This is a genomic window from Pseudomonadota bacterium, assembly GCA_027620075.1.
Lineage (GTDB): Bacteria > Pseudomonadota > Alphaproteobacteria > Rickettsiales > UBA6187 > 1-14-0-20-39-49.
Map to the genome: position 1 here is coordinate 36,822 of JAQCEY010000007.1, position 18,065 is coordinate 54,886.

Annotated in this window: 26 protein-coding genes; 23 read left to right on the forward strand and 3 right to left on the reverse strand. The window is 38.2% G+C overall.

The window, feature by feature from the left end; genetic code table 11:
* Window positions 1-40: 40 nt before the first annotated feature.
* The 10 genes from O2942_09260 to O2942_09305 all read left to right on the forward strand — a co-directional run bounded on the left by O2942_09260 (window position 41) and on the right by O2942_09305 (window position 7,199).
* Window positions 41-2,692 (forward strand): phage tail tape measure protein, encoded by a 2,652-nt coding sequence (locus O2942_09260; GenBank protein ID MDA0782435.1) that lies wholly within the window; start codon window positions 41-43, stop codon window positions 2,690-2,692.
* A complete protein-coding gene (locus O2942_09265; protein ID MDA0782436.1) occupies window positions 2,689-3,075 on the forward strand; it encodes a phage tail protein in 387 nt (128 codons plus the stop codon). Before O2942_09260 ends, O2942_09265 begins: the two co-directional genes overlap by 4 nt.
* Window positions 3,076-3,285, forward strand: a complete 210-nt coding sequence (locus O2942_09270) for a tail protein X (protein MDA0782437.1) — start codon at window positions 3,076-3,078, stop codon at window positions 3,283-3,285.
* Window positions 3,286-3,825 (forward strand): hypothetical protein, encoded by a 540-nt coding sequence (locus O2942_09275; protein MDA0782438.1) that lies wholly within the window; start codon window positions 3,286-3,288, stop codon window positions 3,823-3,825.
* Between the two features lie 63 nt (window positions 3,826-3,888).
* A complete protein-coding gene (locus tag O2942_09280; protein MDA0782439.1) occupies window positions 3,889-4,380 on the forward strand; it encodes a hypothetical protein in 492 nt (163 codons plus the stop codon).
* Window positions 4,380-5,423, forward strand: coding sequence for an IS3 family transposase (locus O2942_09285; GenBank protein ID MDA0782440.1), 1,044 nt, complete (start codon window positions 4,380-4,382; stop codon window positions 5,421-5,423). Before O2942_09280 ends, O2942_09285 begins: the two co-directional genes overlap by 1 nt.
* A 26-nt stretch (window positions 5,424-5,449) precedes the next feature.
* Window positions 5,450-5,920 carry a hypothetical protein gene (locus O2942_09290; protein ID MDA0782441.1) on the forward strand — a complete coding sequence of 157 codons (471 nt, stop codon included), beginning with the start codon at window positions 5,450-5,452 and terminating at the stop codon, window positions 5,918-5,920.
* Between the two features lie 21 nt (window positions 5,921-5,941).
* A complete protein-coding gene (locus O2942_09295) occupies window positions 5,942-6,232 on the forward strand; it encodes a DUF6127 family protein (GenBank protein MDA0782442.1) in 291 nt (96 codons plus the stop codon).
* A complete protein-coding gene (locus tag O2942_09300) occupies window positions 6,232-6,693 on the forward strand; it encodes a hypothetical protein (protein ID MDA0782443.1) in 462 nt (153 codons plus the stop codon). Before O2942_09295 ends, O2942_09300 begins: the two co-directional genes overlap by 1 nt.
* 2 nt (window positions 6,694-6,695) lie before the next feature.
* The gene (locus O2942_09305; protein MDA0782444.1) at window positions 6,696-7,199 is read left to right on the forward strand and encodes a lysozyme; all 504 of its coding nucleotides are present in this window, start codon (window positions 6,696-6,698) and stop codon (window positions 7,197-7,199) included.
* Window positions 7,200-7,208: 9 nt separating this feature from the next.
* On the opposite strand, the gene O2942_09310 is transcribed toward O2942_09305, so the two are convergent.
* The 3 genes from O2942_09310 to O2942_09320 are packed head-to-tail and all read right to left on the reverse strand — an operon-like array spanning window position 7,209 to window position 8,499.
* Window positions 7,209-7,580, reverse strand: coding sequence for a hypothetical protein (locus tag O2942_09310; protein MDA0782445.1), 372 nt, complete (start codon window positions 7,578-7,580; stop codon window positions 7,209-7,211).
* Window positions 7,580-7,849 (reverse strand): hypothetical protein, encoded by a 270-nt coding sequence (locus O2942_09315; GenBank protein MDA0782446.1) that lies wholly within the window; start codon window positions 7,847-7,849, stop codon window positions 7,580-7,582. The genes O2942_09310 and O2942_09315 overlap by 1 nt, the downstream gene beginning before the upstream one ends.
* Entirely contained in the window at window positions 7,846-8,499 is a 654-nt protein-coding gene (locus O2942_09320) for a YfiR family protein (protein MDA0782447.1), read from the reverse strand. The genes O2942_09315 and O2942_09320 overlap by 4 nt, the downstream gene beginning before the upstream one ends.
* A 398-nt stretch (window positions 8,500-8,897) precedes the next feature.
* On the opposite strand from O2942_09320, the gene O2942_09325 reads away from it, so the two are divergent.
* From O2942_09325 to O2942_09385, 13 genes are all read left to right on the forward strand, one after another.
* The gene (locus O2942_09325) at window positions 8,898-10,667 is read left to right on the forward strand and encodes an ABC transporter ATP-binding protein (protein MDA0782448.1); all 1,770 of its coding nucleotides are present in this window, start codon (window positions 8,898-8,900) and stop codon (window positions 10,665-10,667) included.
* Window positions 10,660-11,361: an HAD family phosphatase gene (locus tag O2942_09330; protein MDA0782449.1), complete on the forward strand. Its 702-nt coding sequence runs from the start codon at window positions 10,660-10,662 to the stop codon at window positions 11,359-11,361. The genes O2942_09325 and O2942_09330 overlap by 8 nt, the downstream gene beginning before the upstream one ends.
* Window positions 11,336-12,121: a class I SAM-dependent methyltransferase gene (locus O2942_09335; GenBank protein ID MDA0782450.1), complete on the forward strand. Its 786-nt coding sequence runs from the start codon at window positions 11,336-11,338 to the stop codon at window positions 12,119-12,121. The genes O2942_09330 and O2942_09335 overlap by 26 nt, the downstream gene beginning before the upstream one ends.
* The gene (locus tag O2942_09340) at window positions 12,118-12,426 is read left to right on the forward strand and encodes an antibiotic biosynthesis monooxygenase (protein MDA0782451.1); all 309 of its coding nucleotides are present in this window, start codon (window positions 12,118-12,120) and stop codon (window positions 12,424-12,426) included. Before O2942_09335 ends, O2942_09340 begins: the two co-directional genes overlap by 4 nt.
* Complete coding sequence (locus tag O2942_09345; GenBank protein ID MDA0782452.1) at window positions 12,427-13,326, forward strand: EamA family transporter; 900 nt, start codon at window positions 12,427-12,429, stop codon at window positions 13,324-13,326.
* Between the two features lie 14 nt (window positions 13,327-13,340).
* On the forward strand, window positions 13,341-13,814 hold the full coding sequence (locus O2942_09350) for a GNAT family N-acetyltransferase (GenBank protein MDA0782453.1): 474 nt from the start codon (window positions 13,341-13,343) through the stop codon (window positions 13,812-13,814).
* A complete protein-coding gene (locus O2942_09355) occupies window positions 13,811-14,239 on the forward strand; it encodes a GNAT family N-acetyltransferase (protein MDA0782454.1) in 429 nt (142 codons plus the stop codon). Before O2942_09350 ends, O2942_09355 begins: the two co-directional genes overlap by 4 nt.
* The gene (locus tag O2942_09360; GenBank protein MDA0782455.1) at window positions 14,236-14,814 is read left to right on the forward strand and encodes a GNAT family N-acetyltransferase; all 579 of its coding nucleotides are present in this window, start codon (window positions 14,236-14,238) and stop codon (window positions 14,812-14,814) included. Before O2942_09355 ends, O2942_09360 begins: the two co-directional genes overlap by 4 nt.
* Window positions 14,804-15,322: a GNAT family N-acetyltransferase gene (locus O2942_09365; GenBank protein MDA0782456.1), complete on the forward strand. Its 519-nt coding sequence runs from the start codon at window positions 14,804-14,806 to the stop codon at window positions 15,320-15,322. Before O2942_09360 ends, O2942_09365 begins: the two co-directional genes overlap by 11 nt.
* Window positions 15,319-16,230: an LD-carboxypeptidase gene (locus O2942_09370; GenBank protein ID MDA0782457.1), complete on the forward strand. Its 912-nt coding sequence runs from the start codon at window positions 15,319-15,321 to the stop codon at window positions 16,228-16,230. The genes O2942_09365 and O2942_09370 overlap by 4 nt, the downstream gene beginning before the upstream one ends.
* Before the next feature lie 2 nt (window positions 16,231-16,232).
* On the forward strand, window positions 16,233-16,439 hold the full coding sequence (locus O2942_09375; protein ID MDA0782458.1) for a nuclear transport factor 2 family protein: 207 nt from the start codon (window positions 16,233-16,235) through the stop codon (window positions 16,437-16,439).
* A gap of 37 nt (window positions 16,440-16,476) precedes the next feature.
* Window positions 16,477-17,597, forward strand: a protein-coding gene (locus O2942_09380; protein MDA0782459.1) for an IS3 family transposase whose coding sequence is annotated in 2 segments (ribosomal slippage) — window positions 16,477-16,732 and window positions 16,732-17,597 — 1,122 coding nt in all. Because the reading frame shifts where the segments join, the coding sequence is not laid out codon by codon here.
* 264 nt (window positions 17,598-17,861) lie between these two features.
* Entirely contained in the window at window positions 17,862-18,065 is a 204-nt protein-coding gene (locus tag O2942_09385; protein MDA0782460.1) for a hypothetical protein, read from the forward strand.

An 18,065-nucleotide genomic window follows, 5' to 3' on the forward strand; every position in this document is an offset into this window, starting at 1 on the left:
TATGGCTTGAAGCTGCCAATATTTTATCAAAGAAGTGACAATGTCTAAACAACATACAGTAGCTGTAACAATTGGTGCTGCATTAAAAGGTAGTTTTGGTTCTACCCTCAGTAAAGGAGGAAGCCAAATTACCAAGCTTGGTAGTGCTATAAAAAAATTAGACGGTGATAGCAAAAGGATAACCTCATTTAGAACACTCAAAACGCAAGTGCAATCCGCTAAAAGTGCATGGGATTCTGCAGAAGAACAGGTTAAACAGCTATCCACAGCAATGAGAAATACTAAAAACCCTACGCAAACAATGCAGCGTGAGTTTGAAAAAGCTAAGAATGCTTCCAACCGTACAAAAACTGCTTACATTAAGCAACGAGATTCACTGCAAAAAGTTCGTGGTGAGATGGCTAAAACCGGTCAAAGCACTAGAAACCTTACTTCTCAACAAACAAAACTTGGTGCATCTGTTATAAAATTACAGTCACGGTATAGAGCATTAGACTCTACATTAAAACGAAGTGAAGCAATCAAAGCGCGACGTTCTGCAATACGTGGTCAATTGTTTGACATGGTAGCACTTGGTATAGCTATTGGCGCACCTTTAAAAGCTGCAATTGATTTTGAGAGCGTCATGGCTGATGTTAGAAAGGTTGTAGATTTTAAGGATAAAGTAAGTGGTCTGAGAAATTTTGGGAATATTATCAAGCAAATATCTCGTGATATTCCTATCTCAGCTGAAGGACTTGCACAAATTGCAGCAGCTGGAGGTACGTTAGGTATTAGTGAAACAGAATTACCTGATTTTGTGGATGTCGTAGCAAAAATGTCAACGGCTTTTGACCTCTTACCTGAAGAAGCCGGTGATGCTATAGCTAAATTATCCAACATTTTTGGTGTTCCCATTAATGAAATGACCAAGTTAGGAGATGCAATAAATTTCCTCTCGGATAACACCGCAGCAAAAGCAAGGGACATAATCCCTGTTTTAGCTAGGGTTGGTGCACAAGCGCAAGATTTTGGCCTTTCTGCAGAGCAAACAGCAGCACTTGCTGACAGTTTTATAGCTCTTGGCAAGCCACCACAAATAGCTGCAACTGCCATTAATGCTATGTTACTTCGACTTAATACTGCAGATAAGCAAAGTGCAAAATTTCAAAGAGGCTTAAGCGAATTAGGAGTTGAGGCTACTGAATTAAAAAAATCTATAAAAAATGATGCTCAAGGGGCATTATTATCATTCTTGCAAACAGTCTCTAAAGTAGAAAAACAACAGCGAGCCGGAATATTATCCGATTTATTCGGTTTAGAATTTTCTGATGATGTATCATTATTAGCAGGTAATGTGAATCAGTATAAAAAGGCTTTGGATCTACTTGGAAACGCTAAAAGACAAAATTCTATGCAGCGTGAATTTGCTAACCGAGCAACAACACTAGCAAATAGATTACAATTACTGAAAAACTCTATAACTGAAATTGGAATAAATATTGGAGAAACAATAATACCTCCATTGAAAGTTGTTGTAGATGGAATTCGCTCGTTTACATCAGGTATTGCAGATTTTGTTACAAAGATACCTCTACTGAGTGGAGTAGTGTTTGGAGTTACATTTAGCTTAATTGGTTTGAAAATTGCTTTTGTGGCTTTAAATTTTTTGTGGACATTTGTAACAGGAGGAGCAGCTCTTGTAAGAATAGGTTTGGCAAAACTGGGCGTAGAGATAGCCCTGACTGGAATTAAATTTCAGGCATTCAATAAAATAGCATTGATTACTGCGATAAAAACTAAAGCTTTAGCAGTTGCTACTTTTGTATCGGGCACTTGGACAAATTTAGGATTAGCAGCAACATTTGTTAAAACACGGTTTTTAGCATTTAATTTGGTATCCGCAATTACCTTTGTAAGAATGAAGGCACTTGCTATTGGCCAAAGTATAATGGCCTTGTTTGGAGTATTGGGCGGAGCTGTATCTTTAGCAACCACCAAGCTGACAACCTTTAATATTGTATCCCTTATCACTGCCGGACGCATAAGATTACTTGCTTTTGGTGGCGCAATAAAAGCATTTGCAGGTGGGTTAATTGCCCTTGCCAGTCGTGCTATTCCTTTAGTTATAGGTGGACTCAGGGCTTTAACGATTGCTTTCCTGACAAATCCTATTGGCTTAATTATTGGTGGCATTTCTATTGCCGCCGGGTTGCTAATAGCTAATTGGGGTAAGGTGAAAGGGTTTTTCGGTGGTTTATGGGAGCCAATACAATCGGTCTGGCAAACTTTTGCTGATTGGGTTGGTGGATTTTGGAAAATTATCAGTAGCCCACTTACAGCTATAGGCAGAGTGTTCGGAATTTTATTCGGTTCAGGCAATAAAGTTCAGGCTAATATCACATCAACAACCAAGTCAAGTACGCCCAGTGATTTTAACAGTGATAATGCAACCACTCAAGAATCAACTAATTTGCAAAAGTTAGGGGATAATACCATCCCTCAAAAAACCGCAAGTTTACAGGAATCTATTGTAGGAGGCATCATTACTAATCAGAGGTCAGTTGATTCGAGAACGATTACGAATAATTTTAAAATTGATGTTCATACTACTCCGGGACAAGATGAAGAAAGCATTGCAGAAAAAGTAATGCGGCAAATCAAAGATGCATCCCGAGGAGCATTATTTGATACGGCAGGAGCAACGTTATGAGTATAATGATGGCACTTGGTGACTATCGTTTCTCTATTGCAACTTCGGCCTACCAACAACTGCAAAGAACGATTGCCTATCGTTGGCAATCGCAAGACAGAATTGGCAACGATCCTGCTATGCAATTTGTTGGCACAGGTGCAGAGCAAATAAACCTTGAGGGTGTTATATATCCACACTTTAAGGGCGGCCTTGGTCAGATCGAAGGAATGAAATCTGCTGCCGATAATGGCAAACCACTTTTACTGGTAGATGGATTAGGTCAAGTTTGGAGAAAATGGGTGATTACGCAGATTGAAGAAACCAGAGAAGTATTTTTAAAAGATGGTGTTCCTCGCAAAATCACCTTTAGACTTTCTATTGTACGTTACGGGGAAGATTAAATGGCAGTTCAATATCGCACAAAAGAAGGTGATATGCTGGATTTTATCGCCTGGAAACATTACAGCAAACAGTCCGGTGCAGTTGAAAAAATATTAGAGGCTAATCCAAAACTTGCCGATTACGGTGAGCAGTTTCCTGCCGGTGTCCTCATAATATTGCCTGATATTGCTCTGCCTGAAACCGACACCATAATCAGATTGTGGGATTAAATGACCATTACACCAGATTTTCAAGTAATTGCAGACAGCAATGACATTACAGCTGCTATACGCAAGGGCTTATTATCACTGCGTGTCACTGACGAAGCGGGCTTCCAAAGCGATAAAGCTACCATAAAGCTTGATGACCGTGATGGCAAAATAGCTTTGCCAAATACAGGCGCAACGTTGGATATATCACTTGGCTACGTCGAGACATTGCTGATCAGAATGGGATTGTATATTGTCGATGAGATAAGCGTTGAAAGTCCTCCACAAAGTATGAGTATACGCGCTCATGCAGCTGATATGGGGCAAGTATTAAAAGCTCCGGTAACAAAAACATGGGGTAAAATAACTCTTGGAGATTTGGTGAACAATATTGCCGGCAAACATGGTTTAACGCCACGTATAACAGATGAATTATCCGCTTTTGAGATTCCTCACTTGGTGCAAACTGAAGAAAGTGATCTACACTTGCTGACCAGGCTAGCACTCACGCATGATGCAATAAGTAAACCTATAAATGGAAATCCCTCTGTGTCAGATTAGATGAGACATTTTTTAGTATCTAATTAATTGTCTAAGTTCTATTTTACACCTAGGAGAAAAGTTATGGAAGATTTACAAAATGTCAGCGAAGCTATTGAGGCAAATTTTCCCCCTGAAAAGACTGTAGGCCGTAGGCCGGAAGTCTTTGAGGGGGGAAAATTTGCGTCGGATATTAAAGCTCCCCCCACCGAGGTTAAGCCCGCTAAGAAACATCGTAGATTTACAGCCTCATATAAAATGAAAATTTTACAAGCAGCTGATAATTGTTCTAAAAGCGGTGATATAGCTATCCTGCTTAGACAAGAAGGCTTATATTCGTCACACTTAACCTGCTGGCGCAAGCAAAGAAAACATGGAGAATTTGAAGGATTATCGTCAAAAAAACCTGGTGTTAAAGCTAAAGATTCCACCGCCACATGTAATGAAAACAAACAGTTAAAACGTGAAAATGACAAGCTTAAAAAGCAGCTTGAGAAGGCTCAGATTATCATTGATTTTCAAAAAAAAACTTATGCAATATTGCAGATGATCAACCAACAAGACGAGAAGATATAATGAATGCAACATACGAACTAAGCCTAATAACAGACACAAAATCAGCATGTTACAGTTTTTCTGTGCCACGTTCGAGCTTTTACAGATCGATGAAACCACAAGAAAACAAGCCAAAAAAAGGGCCACAAAATGCCCTGGCTTTAAGCCAGATTGAAAAACAAAATGTACTTGATATGTTGCATAGCGAACGCTTTATTGACAAGACTCCATATGAAGTTTATGCAACATTATTGGATGAAAATAAGTACTTTTGTTCCATTAGCACCATGTACCGAATTTTAAACGAGGAAGGAGAAGTTTGCGAGAGACGGCGTGGCCATAGGCAACATAATTATGTCAAGCCGGAACTACTTGCAACAGCTCCAAACCAAGTCTGGAGTTGGGATATTACCAAATTAAAATCTGATACCAAATGGAATTATTATTATTTATATGTCATTATGGATATTTTTAGTCGCTATGTTACTGGCTGGATGGTAGAGGAGCGTGAAACTGCCGTCCTGGCCAAGGACTTTCTGCAGCAAACTATTGATAAATATGAAATAAACCCAGATCAGCTAACCGTTCATGCTGACCGTGGTTCAAGCATGAAATCCAAAACTGTCGCACAAATGTTAAGCGACCTAAATGTAATGAAATCGCATAATAGACCTTATGTCAGCAATGACAATCCTTACTCGGAATCTAACTTTAAGACATTGAAATATAACCCTGAATTTCCAGAGAAGTTTGGATCAATACAGGATGCCAGGAGTTTTTGCCGAACATTTTTCGACTGGTATAATAACGAACACCACCATACCGGCATCGCTCTGCTAACAGCAAAAATGGTACATTTCAAGCTGGACAAGAAAATTATCCAACAAAGAAATATTACGCTACAAAATGCTTTTAACAAAAAACCAGCACGATTTAAAAATAAAATGCCGCAACATAAAAATATACCGAAATCTGTATGGATTAATAAGCCAGATAATACAGACCAGTATTGTAAACATATTGTGAATGATAATATGAATAATAAAACCGAATTAGACAATTAATTACAATTTTATTTGTCTCATTTCTCTTGACACATTCCGATTTGCTATTTGCACCTAAAGGGGAAGCAAAATCTGTAAGTGGTCGCAATATTCCACCAATTACTATAATGCGCAAACAAATTACAAGCTGGAACGTAACTTTTGCAGATCGAGCAAAATATGGAGCTGTTGAAGGAACGTGGCATGATAAAGGTGACTCGGAAAAAAAGAAGATAAAAGTAGGTGAAGATGAACCGGTGTTTATCCTTCGCCACACGTTCGACACGCCAGAACTATTGATAGCTGCAGCCGATGCTAAATTAAAGCAACTTGAGCGTGGTACAGGCAGTTTAAGCATAACCACTCCTGGTGACCCCAGGCTTGCAGCAGAAGGTAAATTAAATCTGATGGGTGTTCGAGCTGGCGTTGATGGGCAGTGGAATATTACTCGTGTTGAACATTCACTTGATAATAGCGGTTATATATCACGCATAAGCGCGGAGATACCACAAACCTAATAATAAAATCAGAGAAAAACCATGGCAAAGCCTAACAAAGAGCAGAACGATAAAATATGCCTGCCAAAAGACGAATTTGAGGCAATGCTTTGCAGGGCAGCTGAAAAAGGTGCCAGGTGCGCATTAGCAGATGTTGGGCTAGACGGAGAGGATGCCGCTAACGATATACGAGAATTACGTTCGCTAATGTCAGCTCTGCAACTTGCCAAAAAAACAGCATGGCAAACGTTCATTCGCATTGTCACTAGCGGAATTATGCTGGCTATCATGGCTGGCATTGCAATTAAACTTAAACTTTTTGGAGTAAAATAATGCTAACATTACTTGGAAGTCTACTTGGATTTTTTGGCAGCGCATTTCCGGATATTTTAAAAATATATCGAGATAAACAAGACCGCAAACACGAGCTTGCTATCCTCGACAGACAGATGGAACAGGACAAATTAAATCACGCTCAACGGTTAGAAGAAATAAACGTAGGAGCCGATATTGCCGAGAGCAAGGCATTATATAAACACGCAGGCAGAGATTCAGGCGTAAAATGGATTGAAGGGCTTCGTGCCTCTGTACGGCCCGTTATCACCTATGCTTTTTTTATTCTGTTTGCAACTGTCAAAGGTGCTGGGCTTTATATCCTTGTTAATACTAACGGAATTGATGTTTCCGAAGCCTTAACCCAAATCTGGGATGCAGAAACCAAGGCATTGTTTGCAACTGTCATGATGTTCTGGTTCGGCCAGAGAGCTTGGAAAAAAGCACTTGGAGGAAAGTAGCCATGCGCCATATAACCCATAGAGGTGCAGATCTTATCAAACGCTGGGAAGGGTTTGTACCACATTTATATATTTGTGCCGCCGGATACCCTACAATCGGATATGGTCATGTGATTTTACCAAGCGATAATTTTGGAAATATCACTGGTGCAGAATTGCTGGATATTTACAAAAACTCTGGCCTAAAGGCTGCGAAACATGCTTGTCGGATGACAAGGCAAGACGCTAAAGAATTGCTCTTTCAGGATGCGTGCAAATTTGAACATGCTGTTTTACGCTATATAAATGTGCCGCTAGATGATGGTCAGTTCGATGCCCTTGTATCTTTTACCTATAATTTAGGGCCGGCAGCGTTGCAGAGATCTACTCTCCGTAGAAAGGTGAACCGTGAAGAGCATTCAGACGTTCCACATGAATTTAGAAAATGGGTATTTGCCGGAGGACGCAAACTTAAAGGATTAATCAGGCGTAGAAATGAAGAGGCGGAGGTGTATGCAAATGGCTAGTTTTGATAATCAGCGTTTGTGGGGCGGAGTATATTTGCCTGATGCTACCATTTCATCATAAATTTTCTGCTTTTCTTCCTTTGAAAGATTATCGTCATATGCACTGAAATGCGATAAACATATTCTTTTGCCATTTTCATCTTCACCATAAATATCATCAAGTAGCATATATGGTTCAATTTCAAGGCCGTATGATACCTTTAGCACTGCATTTAGCATTTGATCTTCTTTCCCACCTTCAAGAGTTATAATTTCTGCCGTTGTAAGATAACTGGCTTTTGCCAGTGCCTCTTGAGTCAGGCCGTTATCTTCACGGTGAATACGGATATTATTACCGATATATTGTTTAAATTCACTGTATCGTTTAGTGGAGTAAAGCATTATTGGTGCTCCTTTTGGTTGGTAAAAAATTGTGCAATAGGGGTTGTAACAAGTAAGTATTTTTCTTCGTTTTGATAGCTCTTTTCCAATAATAGCTTTAATTCAGATAATTCCTTTTTTATCGATCTAGGTTTTAGAGTTTCACTAGTATAAGGCAATCCCATATCCCCTCGCATTTGCATTGCTAATTTTCTAAAATCATGTGAGGCGCGTTCTTTTTGCCATAAGCGTAAATCGATAACATTGTTGCTATGTGCTAGATCTTTCATTGATTTACTCCTGTTACCTGATGCGCTGCCTCAATAAGCTCAGGATCAAATTTAAGTCCGGATTTCGCAGCTTTCCCTGAGCTGACTTTCATAACGATATAGTTATTTTTTTCACGCAAACTCACCATTCCTCCGTCATGAAAAAAGTATTTGTCGTCCCCTATGGTTAATATTGGTTTGCCCGATGCGCGGTTTAGAAAGCCATCAAGCTCCCGGCGGCTATACATATAGCTGATAAAAAGTACGTCACAGTATTTTACGTCAGATTCCCCAACTCCTCTCTTTATCTCCCATTGATGCCCTTCTTCTTGCTGCACAAGATTAGCCATTTTGTCTAATTTTCCATGAAAGTCATCATCCCCCACCAGACATATTCTTAGTTTTTCCTTTTTGCCGTCAGGCCACGTTGTAGCGGTAATAATATCTTTGATAAGAAATGCCTTATAAACATATTGGTCATGGATTTTTGAGCCGTCTTGCTCTGTATAAGTGGCGTTTTTCCAGTATTCATCCAGTGTTTTGCTTTGCTGCAATACTGATGGCGTTGATGTGCACCCTGCTATAGTTATTAGCGACAAAACTATTACAGTTCTTCTGATATTTTTAGCACTATAATCAACTATTTTTGGTATTCGTGATTCATCAGACATTTTACCCTCCTTTGTACAATTGTTATTACATGTCCAATGAAGCCATACAAAGCAAGAGACATCAAGTTAATGATGAGTAATTATAGTTATATTTCAATATGTTAGATCAGGAGTTGACTTGTGCTAACTTGTATGGATGTCAGATTTGAATTTGTCAGGAATATAAGCTTCTGCGCCTGTAGCACCTAATAATCGAGACAAGTGTTGGTATCATTATACAACGCTTCTAGTAAGACGAAATCCCAGCTTTAATAAAATACGCTACTGATAGCTATAAAGTAGGCGTAATAAAGCCCTGCAAATCAATACTGAGCATGACATTAAGCACTCTAATTCTGGCTATTTAGCACAAAATGCTCTATGTTTGGGAGCCTTAAAAGATAAATGACGATTATAATATGCAAAACGATACTACATTACCAAAAACCCTGCCGGCATTCTTCTGGCATTTTGTAAGACCATATTGTTGGTATTTTATAGTATTACTTACAACCGGTGTTTTATGGGGCTTTTTAACTTCAGCCACACCATATACGCTTAAGTTATTAATAGATAAGTTAGCCGGAGTATCTAACTTACCTTTAGATGCTATGCAATTATTTGCTATTTATATGGCTCTGTGGATATGGCAGGCGTGTAATCACCGTTTAGTAGATTGGATATGGCTCAGAATGCTACCTAATATACGCCGAGATATAATTAATAGTATGTATGGCTATTTGAGTGGACATTCTTACAACTTTTTTCAAAATAATTTTGCAGGCAGTTTACAAAATAAAATTAGTGACATAACCGGCGGCTCGGTATCAATTTTACGAAAGATTGATGATGGGTTTGCTCAAGTGGTTGGTTTGATAATAGCCTTCTCTGCAATGCTATTTGTGCATCCTAGTTTCGCTTTTTTGTTGTTTGGTTGGGCAGTTGCATTTTTAAGTGTAGGCTTTTTCTTTAGTAAAAAAATACACAAACTGTCACATGATTTTTCTTCTTCTAGAACTTCTATGATTGGCAAGATAGTTGATGGCATAAGTAATATGATTATAGTTCGTAGTTTTGCACGCAGGTCATTTGAGCATAAATATCTAGATAAAGCCGTAAACGATACGGTGGAAAAAGATAGGAAGGTGCAACGCTCCATTTTATTCATGCATATTGGTTTTGATATTACCATCCTTACTATGATTGGGTTGATGGTATGGAATCTGATTTACTTACATGGAACAGGTGATGTTACCATTGGTGATTTTGCTTTTATAATGATGTTGGTTGTAAATATTTTTATGGCTTTATGGTGGCTGGTAAGTCAGCTTGTTGAATTTGCTGAGGAACTTGGAAAATGTTCCCAGGCACTTACGATTATCACAACAGCGCATGAAATTGTAGACGTATCAGATGCAAAACAACTTAGCGTAACCGAGGGACAAATTAAATTCGACAACGTAACCTTCCATTACAATAAAGACACAAATGTTTTTGAAAATAAAGATGTGGCTATTGAAGCAGGTCAAAAGGTTGGTTTGATAGGCTTTTCAGGCAGCGGTAAAACTACGTTTGTAAATTTGATATTACGCTTCTTTGATGTTGAGTCGGGGAAAATAATGATTGACGGACAAAATATCACCGAAGTCACACAGGATTCTTTGCGTGAGAACATCTCTATGATTCCGCAGGATACTTCGCTTTTTCATCGTTCATTAATGGATAATATCCGTTATGGCAAAATTGATGCTAGTGATGAAGAAGTGATTGAAGCCTCCAAACAGGCGCATTGCCATGAGTTTATTGAGAAGCTACCAGAAAGATATGAAGCATTAGTTGGTGAGCGCGGCATTAAGCTTTCTGGCGGGCAGCGGCAGAGGATAGCTATTGCCCGTGCAATGCTAAAAGACGCACCTATTTTGATATTGGACGAGGCAACTTCTGCGTTAGATTCTGTTACCGAAAAACATATTCAAGAGAGCCTACATAGCTTAATGAAAGGCCGAACAACAATTGTTATCGCCCATCGCCTTTCTACCCTATCAGAAATGGATAGAATCCTGGTATTTGATAAAGGGCATATAATAGAAGATGGCAGCCACGAAAAACTGCTAAAAAACAAAGGCCATTATGCCCGTATGTGGAAGATGCAAGCTGGTGGGTTCTTGCCGGAGGTAGAAGATGAATAAATTAGAGGCAGTGATTTTTGATATGGATGGGCTAATGCTGGATACAGAGCGGTTGGCAATTCCTTCAATCAAGAGGGCTGGTACGGTTCTTGGCATTAATCTTACTGATGATATTCTAATAGAAATGAATGGCCTTAATGAAGATGATTCCCATGTAGCTATGGAAAAAAAGTTAGGAATATCTATACCAAAAAAGGAATTTGCAGATGCTTTTCATGATGATTATGAAAAAGCAATAGCCGAAAATGGAGTCCCTATCAAAGAAGGTCTAATTGAATTAATTGATTTATTAGAAAAAAACAACATAAGACGAGCAGTTGCTACGTCTACCAAACATAGCTTGGCATTAAAGAAACTTAAATTGGCTGGAATTATAGATCGTTTTGAAGTGATAATTGGCGGAGATCAAGTAGAAAAAGGTAAGCCTGCACCAGATCCATATTTAAAAGCTGCAGATAAACTAGGTGTTCATGTTGATAATTGTTTAGCACTTGAGGATTCTGATAATGGCGCTATGTCAGCATATATCGCTGGTATTAAAGTGATTGTAATACCAGATATTAAACAGCCCTCTCCTAAGACAGCCAGTATTGCGCTAAATATTTATGATTCATTATCTGAGGTGAATAAATATTTGCAAACAAGTGGAGTTTTATCGGAGAATAAAAATGGAGAAAAAAGTGGAAAAAACTAATTTAGGCCTTCCCCTCGAATACCAGCAAATGCCGGAATATTTCGATGCGCATAATGTAAGCGAAGAGACGGATGCAAAGAATGCTGTCATCGAACGACTGCTTAAAGAGCAGAGTGTTAAAACTGTATTGGATATGACCTGTGGTACAGGTTCTCAGGTGTTTTATCTACAGCAGCGAGGTTATGAAGTTACAGGCAGTGATTTTAGCCCTGCTTTAATAGAACAGGCAAAAAATAAAGCCAAAGCACAAGGAAAAGAAATTGCTTTTATCGATGGTGATATGCGTGATCTAAAAGTCGGCCAGTTTGATGCAGTAATCACCATGTTTAACGCCATCGGCCATGTATCAAAATCAGATTTTGAAAAAACCATGCAGAACATTCATGGCAACCTTCAAGATGGCGGCATCTATATTTTTGATATCTTCAATCTCCAAGCTATCACTGACGAGGTGATCCATGGTTTTAATATGAATATCCAGACCACACAAAATGGCACTAAAATCCGAAATCAGCAGTATTCCGAAGTTGATAGAGCAAACAGACTGCTAACCTCCCATGACCATTATACCATCACTAAAGAAGAGCGTGAGCCAGAAATTTATACTAACAGCTTTAGCTTGCAAATTTATACAGCAAAGGAATTAAAAGAAATGCTGGCGCAAAATGGCTTTGCAACACTCCATCAGTATGATTTGGAAGGTAATGATTTTATAGCAGATAAAAGCCTGAATATCCTGACAGTTGCGAGGAAAATATGATACTTGAAACGGCAACATTAGACGTAATACCAACAAAAACAGCCGAATTTGAACAAGCCTTTGCCAAAGCACAAAAAATAATCAGCTCTATGGATGGCTATATTTCTCATGAATTGCAAAAATGTATTGAGCAAAAAAATCGCTATATCCTTCTAGTAAAATGGCAAACTCTTGAGAATCATACTGTTGGCTTCAGACAGTCTGAAGAATACCAGGAATGGAAAAAATCATTGCATCATTTTTATGATCCATTTCCGACTGTTGAGCATTATGAGATGGTTGAGTTTGAAGAGGAGGTTATATAAATGTTATGGGTAGCATTAACTATATTCGGTGCATTAATGAATGCAATACGGCTAGGATTGCAGAAGCATCTTAATAATGACCTTTCTACCGCAGTCGTAACATGGGTTAGGTATAGCTTTGGGCTACCATTTGTTTTGTTATATTTATTATTTGTGAGTCAGATTCACTCTGACATCCCTGAAATAAACAATGGATTTTTGCTATACTGCACGTTGGGAGGCATCACCCAGATTTTAGGAACAATGTTACTGGTAACACTTTTTAAGCATCGTAACTTTGCTATCGGGGTAACCTATTCAAAAACAGAAGCCGTACAAACTGCGCTTATCGGCCTGATTCTATTTCAAGAAACAATAAGCCTGATAGGAATGGTAGCTATAATATTAGGTGTTGTTGGGATTGTAATAATTTCCGTAGGCGAAAAACAAATTGATTTAAGTCAGATTACTTCAAGCGCGTCTAAAAAGTCAGCATTAATAGGGATAGGAGCTGGATTTAGCTTTGCATTGTCAGGGCTGTTTATTCGTAACGCAAGTTTGGCACTTGATGGGACAAGCCCTATGATGCAAGCCGCAATGACGTTAACGGTGACCATTATCATTCAAGTTGCTATATTGGGGGCGTGGATCTCCTATAAAAAACAACAGGATTTTTTTGCTATTATAGCAAACATAAAAATCTCCGCCTTGATCGGCTTCACAAGCGTTTTAGGTTCTATAGGATTATTTACAGCATTAGCAATGGCCGAGGCAGCCTATGTAAAAACAGTGACTCAAGTGGGTGTTGTGTTTTCAATTATGATTACACACAAGTGCTTTAAGGAAAAAGTGAATAAACAAGAAATGATAGGAATCATAGTGTTAATAGGCAGTATTGGGCTATTGTCGTTTTATAAATAAAAAGGCTTACAGAAGTGAAAATTAAGATTAGACAATATAAACCAGATGATGCGAAAAGCTTAGCCTTAATATATTATCATACCATCCATAATATCAATATTCAGGATTATACAGAGGAGCAAGTAAACGCCTGGGCTCCTTATGACTCAGTGGAAGATTATAGTGGTTGGCAGAGAAAATTAGCAAAGGTTAAGCCGTTTGTTGCAGTGATTGATGAGCTGCCTGTAGGTTTCGCTGAATTTGAAGAATATGGCCATATTGATTGTTTTTATGTGCATCATGAATGGAATGGCAAAGGCATTGGCTCAAAGTTGATGGCGGCTATTTTTGAGAAAGCAGCGGTGCAAAATATATCTCGTATTTTTTCTGAGGTTAGCATTACCGCTAAGCCGTTCTTTGAGGCAAAGGGATTTAAAACCGTAAAAGAACAAACAGTGACATTGCGTGGCGTAGAAATGACTAACTTCGTTATGGAGAAAATGCTATGAAGCAAAAAATAATAGCATCCTCACCTGAGGATAAAGAGTGGGTAATGGAGCAACTTATTGCTTTTAACAGAAAGTTTTTGCCCTCTACCCCAGAGAAAAAAGATCTCATTCCTCTCAACTTTCACATTCTAAGTCAGGATAAAATGATTATTGCCGGGATCAATTCCATTATGCTGTACAAATCGACAGTCAAGATCGATATTTTATGGGTTGAAGAGGAGCATAGAGGGCATGATTACGGTTCACAGCTTTTAGGACATGTGGAAACAGAGGCTAAAAAATCAGGTGCCGCCTTGATACATCTTGATACATTTGATTTTCAGGCAAGAGAGTTTTATGCGAAATGTGGCTATGAAGAGTTTGCAGTATTGGAAAACTCTCCAGCAATGGGTAATAAGCGGTTTTATATGAGAAAAATATTATGACTGATCAAAATTTTCCATTGATACAAACAATGCGCTGCATATTACGCCTTCCTGAACTGGCAGAAGCTGGTTTAATGTATGATTTTGTTGCCAGCAACAAGCAACATCTATCAAAATGGGAACCACTGCAAGAAGGTAGCTATTACACAGAAGAATACTGGCAGAATAAAACCACCCAAATCCACGATGATTTTCTTTCCGACAAATCATGCTGCCTGAATATCTACACAAAAGAAGATAACCGGTTAATCGGTATTGTCAACTACAGCAATTTTGTCCGTGGCTGTTTTCACTCCTGTTTTTTAGGCTTCAAAATATCCGAAGATATGCAGAGAAAAGGAATTATCACAGAGTGCCTGCAAGTCTCTATCGCTTATGTGTTTGATGAACTGAACTTGCACCGCATCAGCGCCAACTATATGCCAAGTAATAAGGCAAGTGCCAGAGTTTTAGAAAAATGTGAGTTTAAGAAAGAAGGCGTTGCCGAGGATTATTTATATATCAATGGTAAATGGGAAGGGCATGTACTAACAAGCTTGATTAATAAAAAATGGGTAAAACAAAATGACAAATAACATCACATTCAAAAAGGCAGTAGCCTCAGATAAACCGTTAATCAAAGAATGGTGGAATAAACCACATGTTATGGAGTTCTGGGATAACAGCCCCGAAATGTGGCAAAATGTGGAGAATTACCTGGATAAAGGCATTATTGATCTTTTTGATTACTGGATTGGATATAAGAGTGATGTTCCTTTTTCCTTAGTTATGAGTTCGTTTATAGACCCTACACAAAAAGATATCTATGGCAGAAATTGCATCCAGGACGGTGATAGCTGGTCTATGGATTTTATGATTGGCTGTGATAAGCACTTGAGGCAAGGTTTGGCAGCCCCTACGCTCAAAGCTTTTATGGATTTTGCACCAGCAAAAGTGAAACGATTTCTTATTGACCCTGCAAGTCATAATAAACGCGCAGTGCATGTTTACACACAAGCAGGATTTAAAGAAGTTGAACGATTCACCCCTGAGACGGGAAGTTTTGCAGGCCAAGAGCATATAATGATGAGGTGTAACAAATGAAATATAAAAGAATTACCAAAGGCTCAACAATAGGCTTAATCTCGCCTTCAAGCCCTCCTGACTTGGGGGCAATTGAAATAGTTACAGGATTCCTCAAGCAGCAAGGGTTTAAAGTAAAATTAGGCCGACATATTACGAAAGAAGGTCTATTCTCAGCAGGTTCAGATCAAGAAAGAGCTGAAGATGTTATGAGGTTCTTTTTAGATACGGAAGTGGATGCGTTAATGGTAACCCGTGGAGGCGTTGGTTCCATCACAATCTTACCATTACTAGACTTTGATGCTATCTATCATAACCCAAAACCAATTATCGGCTTTAGTGACACCACAGCTTTACAATTGGGGATACATGCAAAAACGCAATCGGTATCTATTACAGGATTTGGTGGTAGCGATATCCAAAAAGAAGAGCCTTTTGTCGATGCATTTCTTAGTGAAACACTTAATAAATGTTTGAATCAGGAAAATTATACAATATTACAAGGAAGTACTGTTAATCCAGGTACTGTCACTGCTCCGTTAATTGGTGGTAATCTGATGAGTTTTGTTAATTTAATGGGAACGCCATTTCAACCAAAATTTCGAGATACAATCCTTCTTTTTGAAGAAGTCTTGATTGAGCCCTATATTATTGAGGGCATGCTATCACAATTGTATGTATCCGGTGTATTTGAACAAGTGTCCGGCATCATCATCGGCAGTTTTACGGGTTGTGAGTCAAAGCTTTTTCCTGAAGATAGTGGAACAATTGATGATATCATAAATGACTGGAGTCATAAGATTAAGGTTCCTTGCATCAGAGATTTTCCTTATGGACATACGGATAGTCGTTGCGTCTTACCTTTGGGGCATAAAGTCACACTGGATGCTACAAATTGTACAGTGAACATATCATTTGATGGTGAGTAACTATGACCTTAACTAACCGTATTTATGAACTGGAATTATCACTACTCACCTATGAAACTAGGCAATCTGTCAATGCCTTGGACGGCCTATTGCATGATGATTTTATAGAGTTTGGTGCTTCAGGAAAAACTTATAATAAAAGTATGGTAATTGAGGAGGAAAGTGTACCCCAAAAACTGGACCATTTACAAGAGTCCAATTTGAGTTAAAATGAGGTTAACATTTTGAATTAGATTGGAGACAGTTATGAAGAAGAACTACAGTAATGATTTTAAGGCGAAGGTTACACTTGCTGCACTAAAAGGCGACAAAACAATTTCTGAATTAGCGTCTGAGTTTGAGGTTCATCCGACACAAATAAAGGACTGGAAAAAGCTAGCTAAAGAATCTATGTCTTCCCTTTTTTCATCAGCAAAAATACGCAGAAAGAAGAAAGACGAAGTAGCGGAAGCTGACCTTTACGAAACAATAGGTCGGCTAAAAATAGAAAATTCTTTTCTTAAAAAAAAATTAAATCAGTAGGCAGGAGTGAACGCATGTCCATGATAGAGACTGATCATCCAGATTTAAGCGTTAGATATCAGGCGGATTTACTGGGTATATCTCGCTCAACTTTCTATTATCAGCCAGTTGATATATCCGAAAGTGAACATAATATTATGTGCCGTATTGATGAAATTTATACCCAATCCCCTTTCTACGGACATAGACGCATTACTGATACTTTGAAAAAAGATGATAAATTGTCTATCAATCGCAAGAAGGTAAGGCGTTTAATGCAAAAAATGGGGCTAGTTGCTATTTATCCAAAGCCTAAAACTAGTATAGCAAATACTGAACATAAAGTGTATCCGTATCTTTTAAGAGGCATAAAAATTACCCATCCCAATCATGTTTGGGCAACCGATATTACCTATATTCGTATGGAGAAAGGCTTTTTATATTTGGTCGCAGTAATAGATTGGTATAGTCGCTATATTTTATCATGGCAACTTTCTAATACAATGGATGTAACATTCTGTCTGGAGGCATTAAATCAAGCTTTAGAAACTGCAACACCAACTATTTTTAATACTGATCAAGGGGCGCAGTTTACTTCCTGTGCTTTTACCAATATATTGAAAAATAAACAGATCAACATTAGTATGAATGGTAAAGGCAGGTGCATAGACAATATGGTTATTGAACGATTTTGGCGTTCCTTAAAATACGAAGATGTTTATTTGAAAGATTACAATACAGTTAAAACGGCATATGATAACATTGCAGCTTATATTAATTTTTATAATAATAAGCGGCCTCATCAGGCTTTACAATCTAGTACCCCTATTAATTGCTATAATAAAATAATTAAGGAGGCGGAATAATGTTGTGACAATAAAACAATGGATAATATAGCTCCAAAACTCCAGGTCATAGAGACTTTTCATGGATTAATAGGTATTTAAAAAAACAAAGAAAAAACAAAAGTATTCTTGCAAGTTTAGGAGATTTTATATATAATTTGTGATGCAGTACAGGGAGAGGTCCCGATGATTGTAAAACGAAGAAAAATAAAAAAACAGAGAGTTTCTTTTGCTCTTTTACAGCTCAAAATTGGACTTTAAAAGTTCAGTATTTTGGTTCAAACAATGGGGTACACTTCAGAGTTGCCTAACGAGCCAAGACAAGAATGTGCAATAGAAGATTTTAAAGTGACTAATTTGTCTGAAGAAGCTGGGCTTGCTACCTACAAACTAAATCGTGATGGCAAGCATATTTCGCTTAGGTCATCAATATGGAAAAAAGAAGGTGATAGTTGGCAAATGATTTTCCACCAAGGGACTAAAATTTAG

Excerpts from the sequence above, each read along its gene's own strand:
- O2942_09325 (MDA0782448.1), top strand. The coding sequence starts at position 8,898 with ATGCAAAACGATACTACATTACCAAAAACCCTGCCGGCATTCTTCTGG.
- O2942_09315 (MDA0782446.1), bottom strand. The coding sequence starts at position 7,849 with ATGAAAGATCTAGCACATAGCAACAATGTTATCGATTTACGCTTATGG.
- O2942_09295 (MDA0782442.1), top strand. The coding sequence starts at position 5,942 with ATGGCAAAGCCTAACAAAGAGCAGAACGATAAAATATGCCTGCCAAAA.
- O2942_09370 (MDA0782457.1), top strand. The coding sequence starts at position 15,319 with ATGAAATATAAAAGAATTACCAAAGGCTCAACAATAGGCTTAATCTCG.
- O2942_09305 (MDA0782444.1), top strand. The coding sequence starts at position 6,696 with ATGCGCCATATAACCCATAGAGGTGCAGATCTTATCAAACGCTGGGAA.
- O2942_09270 (MDA0782437.1), top strand. The coding sequence starts at position 3,076 with ATGGCAGTTCAATATCGCACAAAAGAAGGTGATATGCTGGATTTTATC.
- O2942_09360 (MDA0782455.1), top strand. The coding sequence starts at position 14,236 with ATGACTGATCAAAATTTTCCATTGATACAAACAATGCGCTGCATATTA.
- O2942_09280 (MDA0782439.1), top strand. The coding sequence starts at position 3,889 with ATGGAAGATTTACAAAATGTCAGCGAAGCTATTGAGGCAAATTTTCCC.
- O2942_09385 (MDA0782460.1), top strand. The coding sequence starts at position 17,862 with ATGGGGTACACTTCAGAGTTGCCTAACGAGCCAAGACAAGAATGTGCA.
- O2942_09330 (MDA0782449.1), top strand. The coding sequence starts at position 10,660 with ATGAATAAATTAGAGGCAGTGATTTTTGATATGGATGGGCTAATGCTG.
- O2942_09365 (MDA0782456.1), top strand. The coding sequence starts at position 14,804 with ATGACAAATAACATCACATTCAAAAAGGCAGTAGCCTCAGATAAACCG.
- O2942_09285 (MDA0782440.1), top strand. The coding sequence starts at position 4,380 with ATGAATGCAACATACGAACTAAGCCTAATAACAGACACAAAATCAGCA.
- O2942_09300 (MDA0782443.1), top strand. The coding sequence starts at position 6,232 with ATGCTAACATTACTTGGAAGTCTACTTGGATTTTTTGGCAGCGCATTT.
- O2942_09260 (MDA0782435.1), top strand. The coding sequence starts at position 41 with ATGTCTAAACAACATACAGTAGCTGTAACAATTGGTGCTGCATTAAAA.
- O2942_09320 (MDA0782447.1), bottom strand. The coding sequence starts at position 8,499 with ATGTCTGATGAATCACGAATACCAAAAATAGTTGATTATAGTGCTAAA.
- O2942_09310 (MDA0782445.1), bottom strand. The coding sequence starts at position 7,580 with ATGCTTTACTCCACTAAACGATACAGTGAATTTAAACAATATATCGGT.
- O2942_09355 (MDA0782454.1), top strand. The coding sequence starts at position 13,811 with ATGAAGCAAAAAATAATAGCATCCTCACCTGAGGATAAAGAGTGGGTA.
- O2942_09275 (MDA0782438.1), top strand. The coding sequence starts at position 3,286 with ATGACCATTACACCAGATTTTCAAGTAATTGCAGACAGCAATGACATT.
- O2942_09265 (MDA0782436.1), top strand. The coding sequence starts at position 2,689 with ATGAGTATAATGATGGCACTTGGTGACTATCGTTTCTCTATTGCAACT.
- O2942_09375 (MDA0782458.1), top strand. The coding sequence starts at position 16,233 with ATGACCTTAACTAACCGTATTTATGAACTGGAATTATCACTACTCACC.
- O2942_09345 (MDA0782452.1), top strand. The coding sequence starts at position 12,427 with ATGTTATGGGTAGCATTAACTATATTCGGTGCATTAATGAATGCAATA.
- O2942_09335 (MDA0782450.1), top strand. The coding sequence starts at position 11,336 with ATGGAGAAAAAAGTGGAAAAAACTAATTTAGGCCTTCCCCTCGAATAC.
- O2942_09340 (MDA0782451.1), top strand. The coding sequence starts at position 12,118 with ATGATACTTGAAACGGCAACATTAGACGTAATACCAACAAAAACAGCC.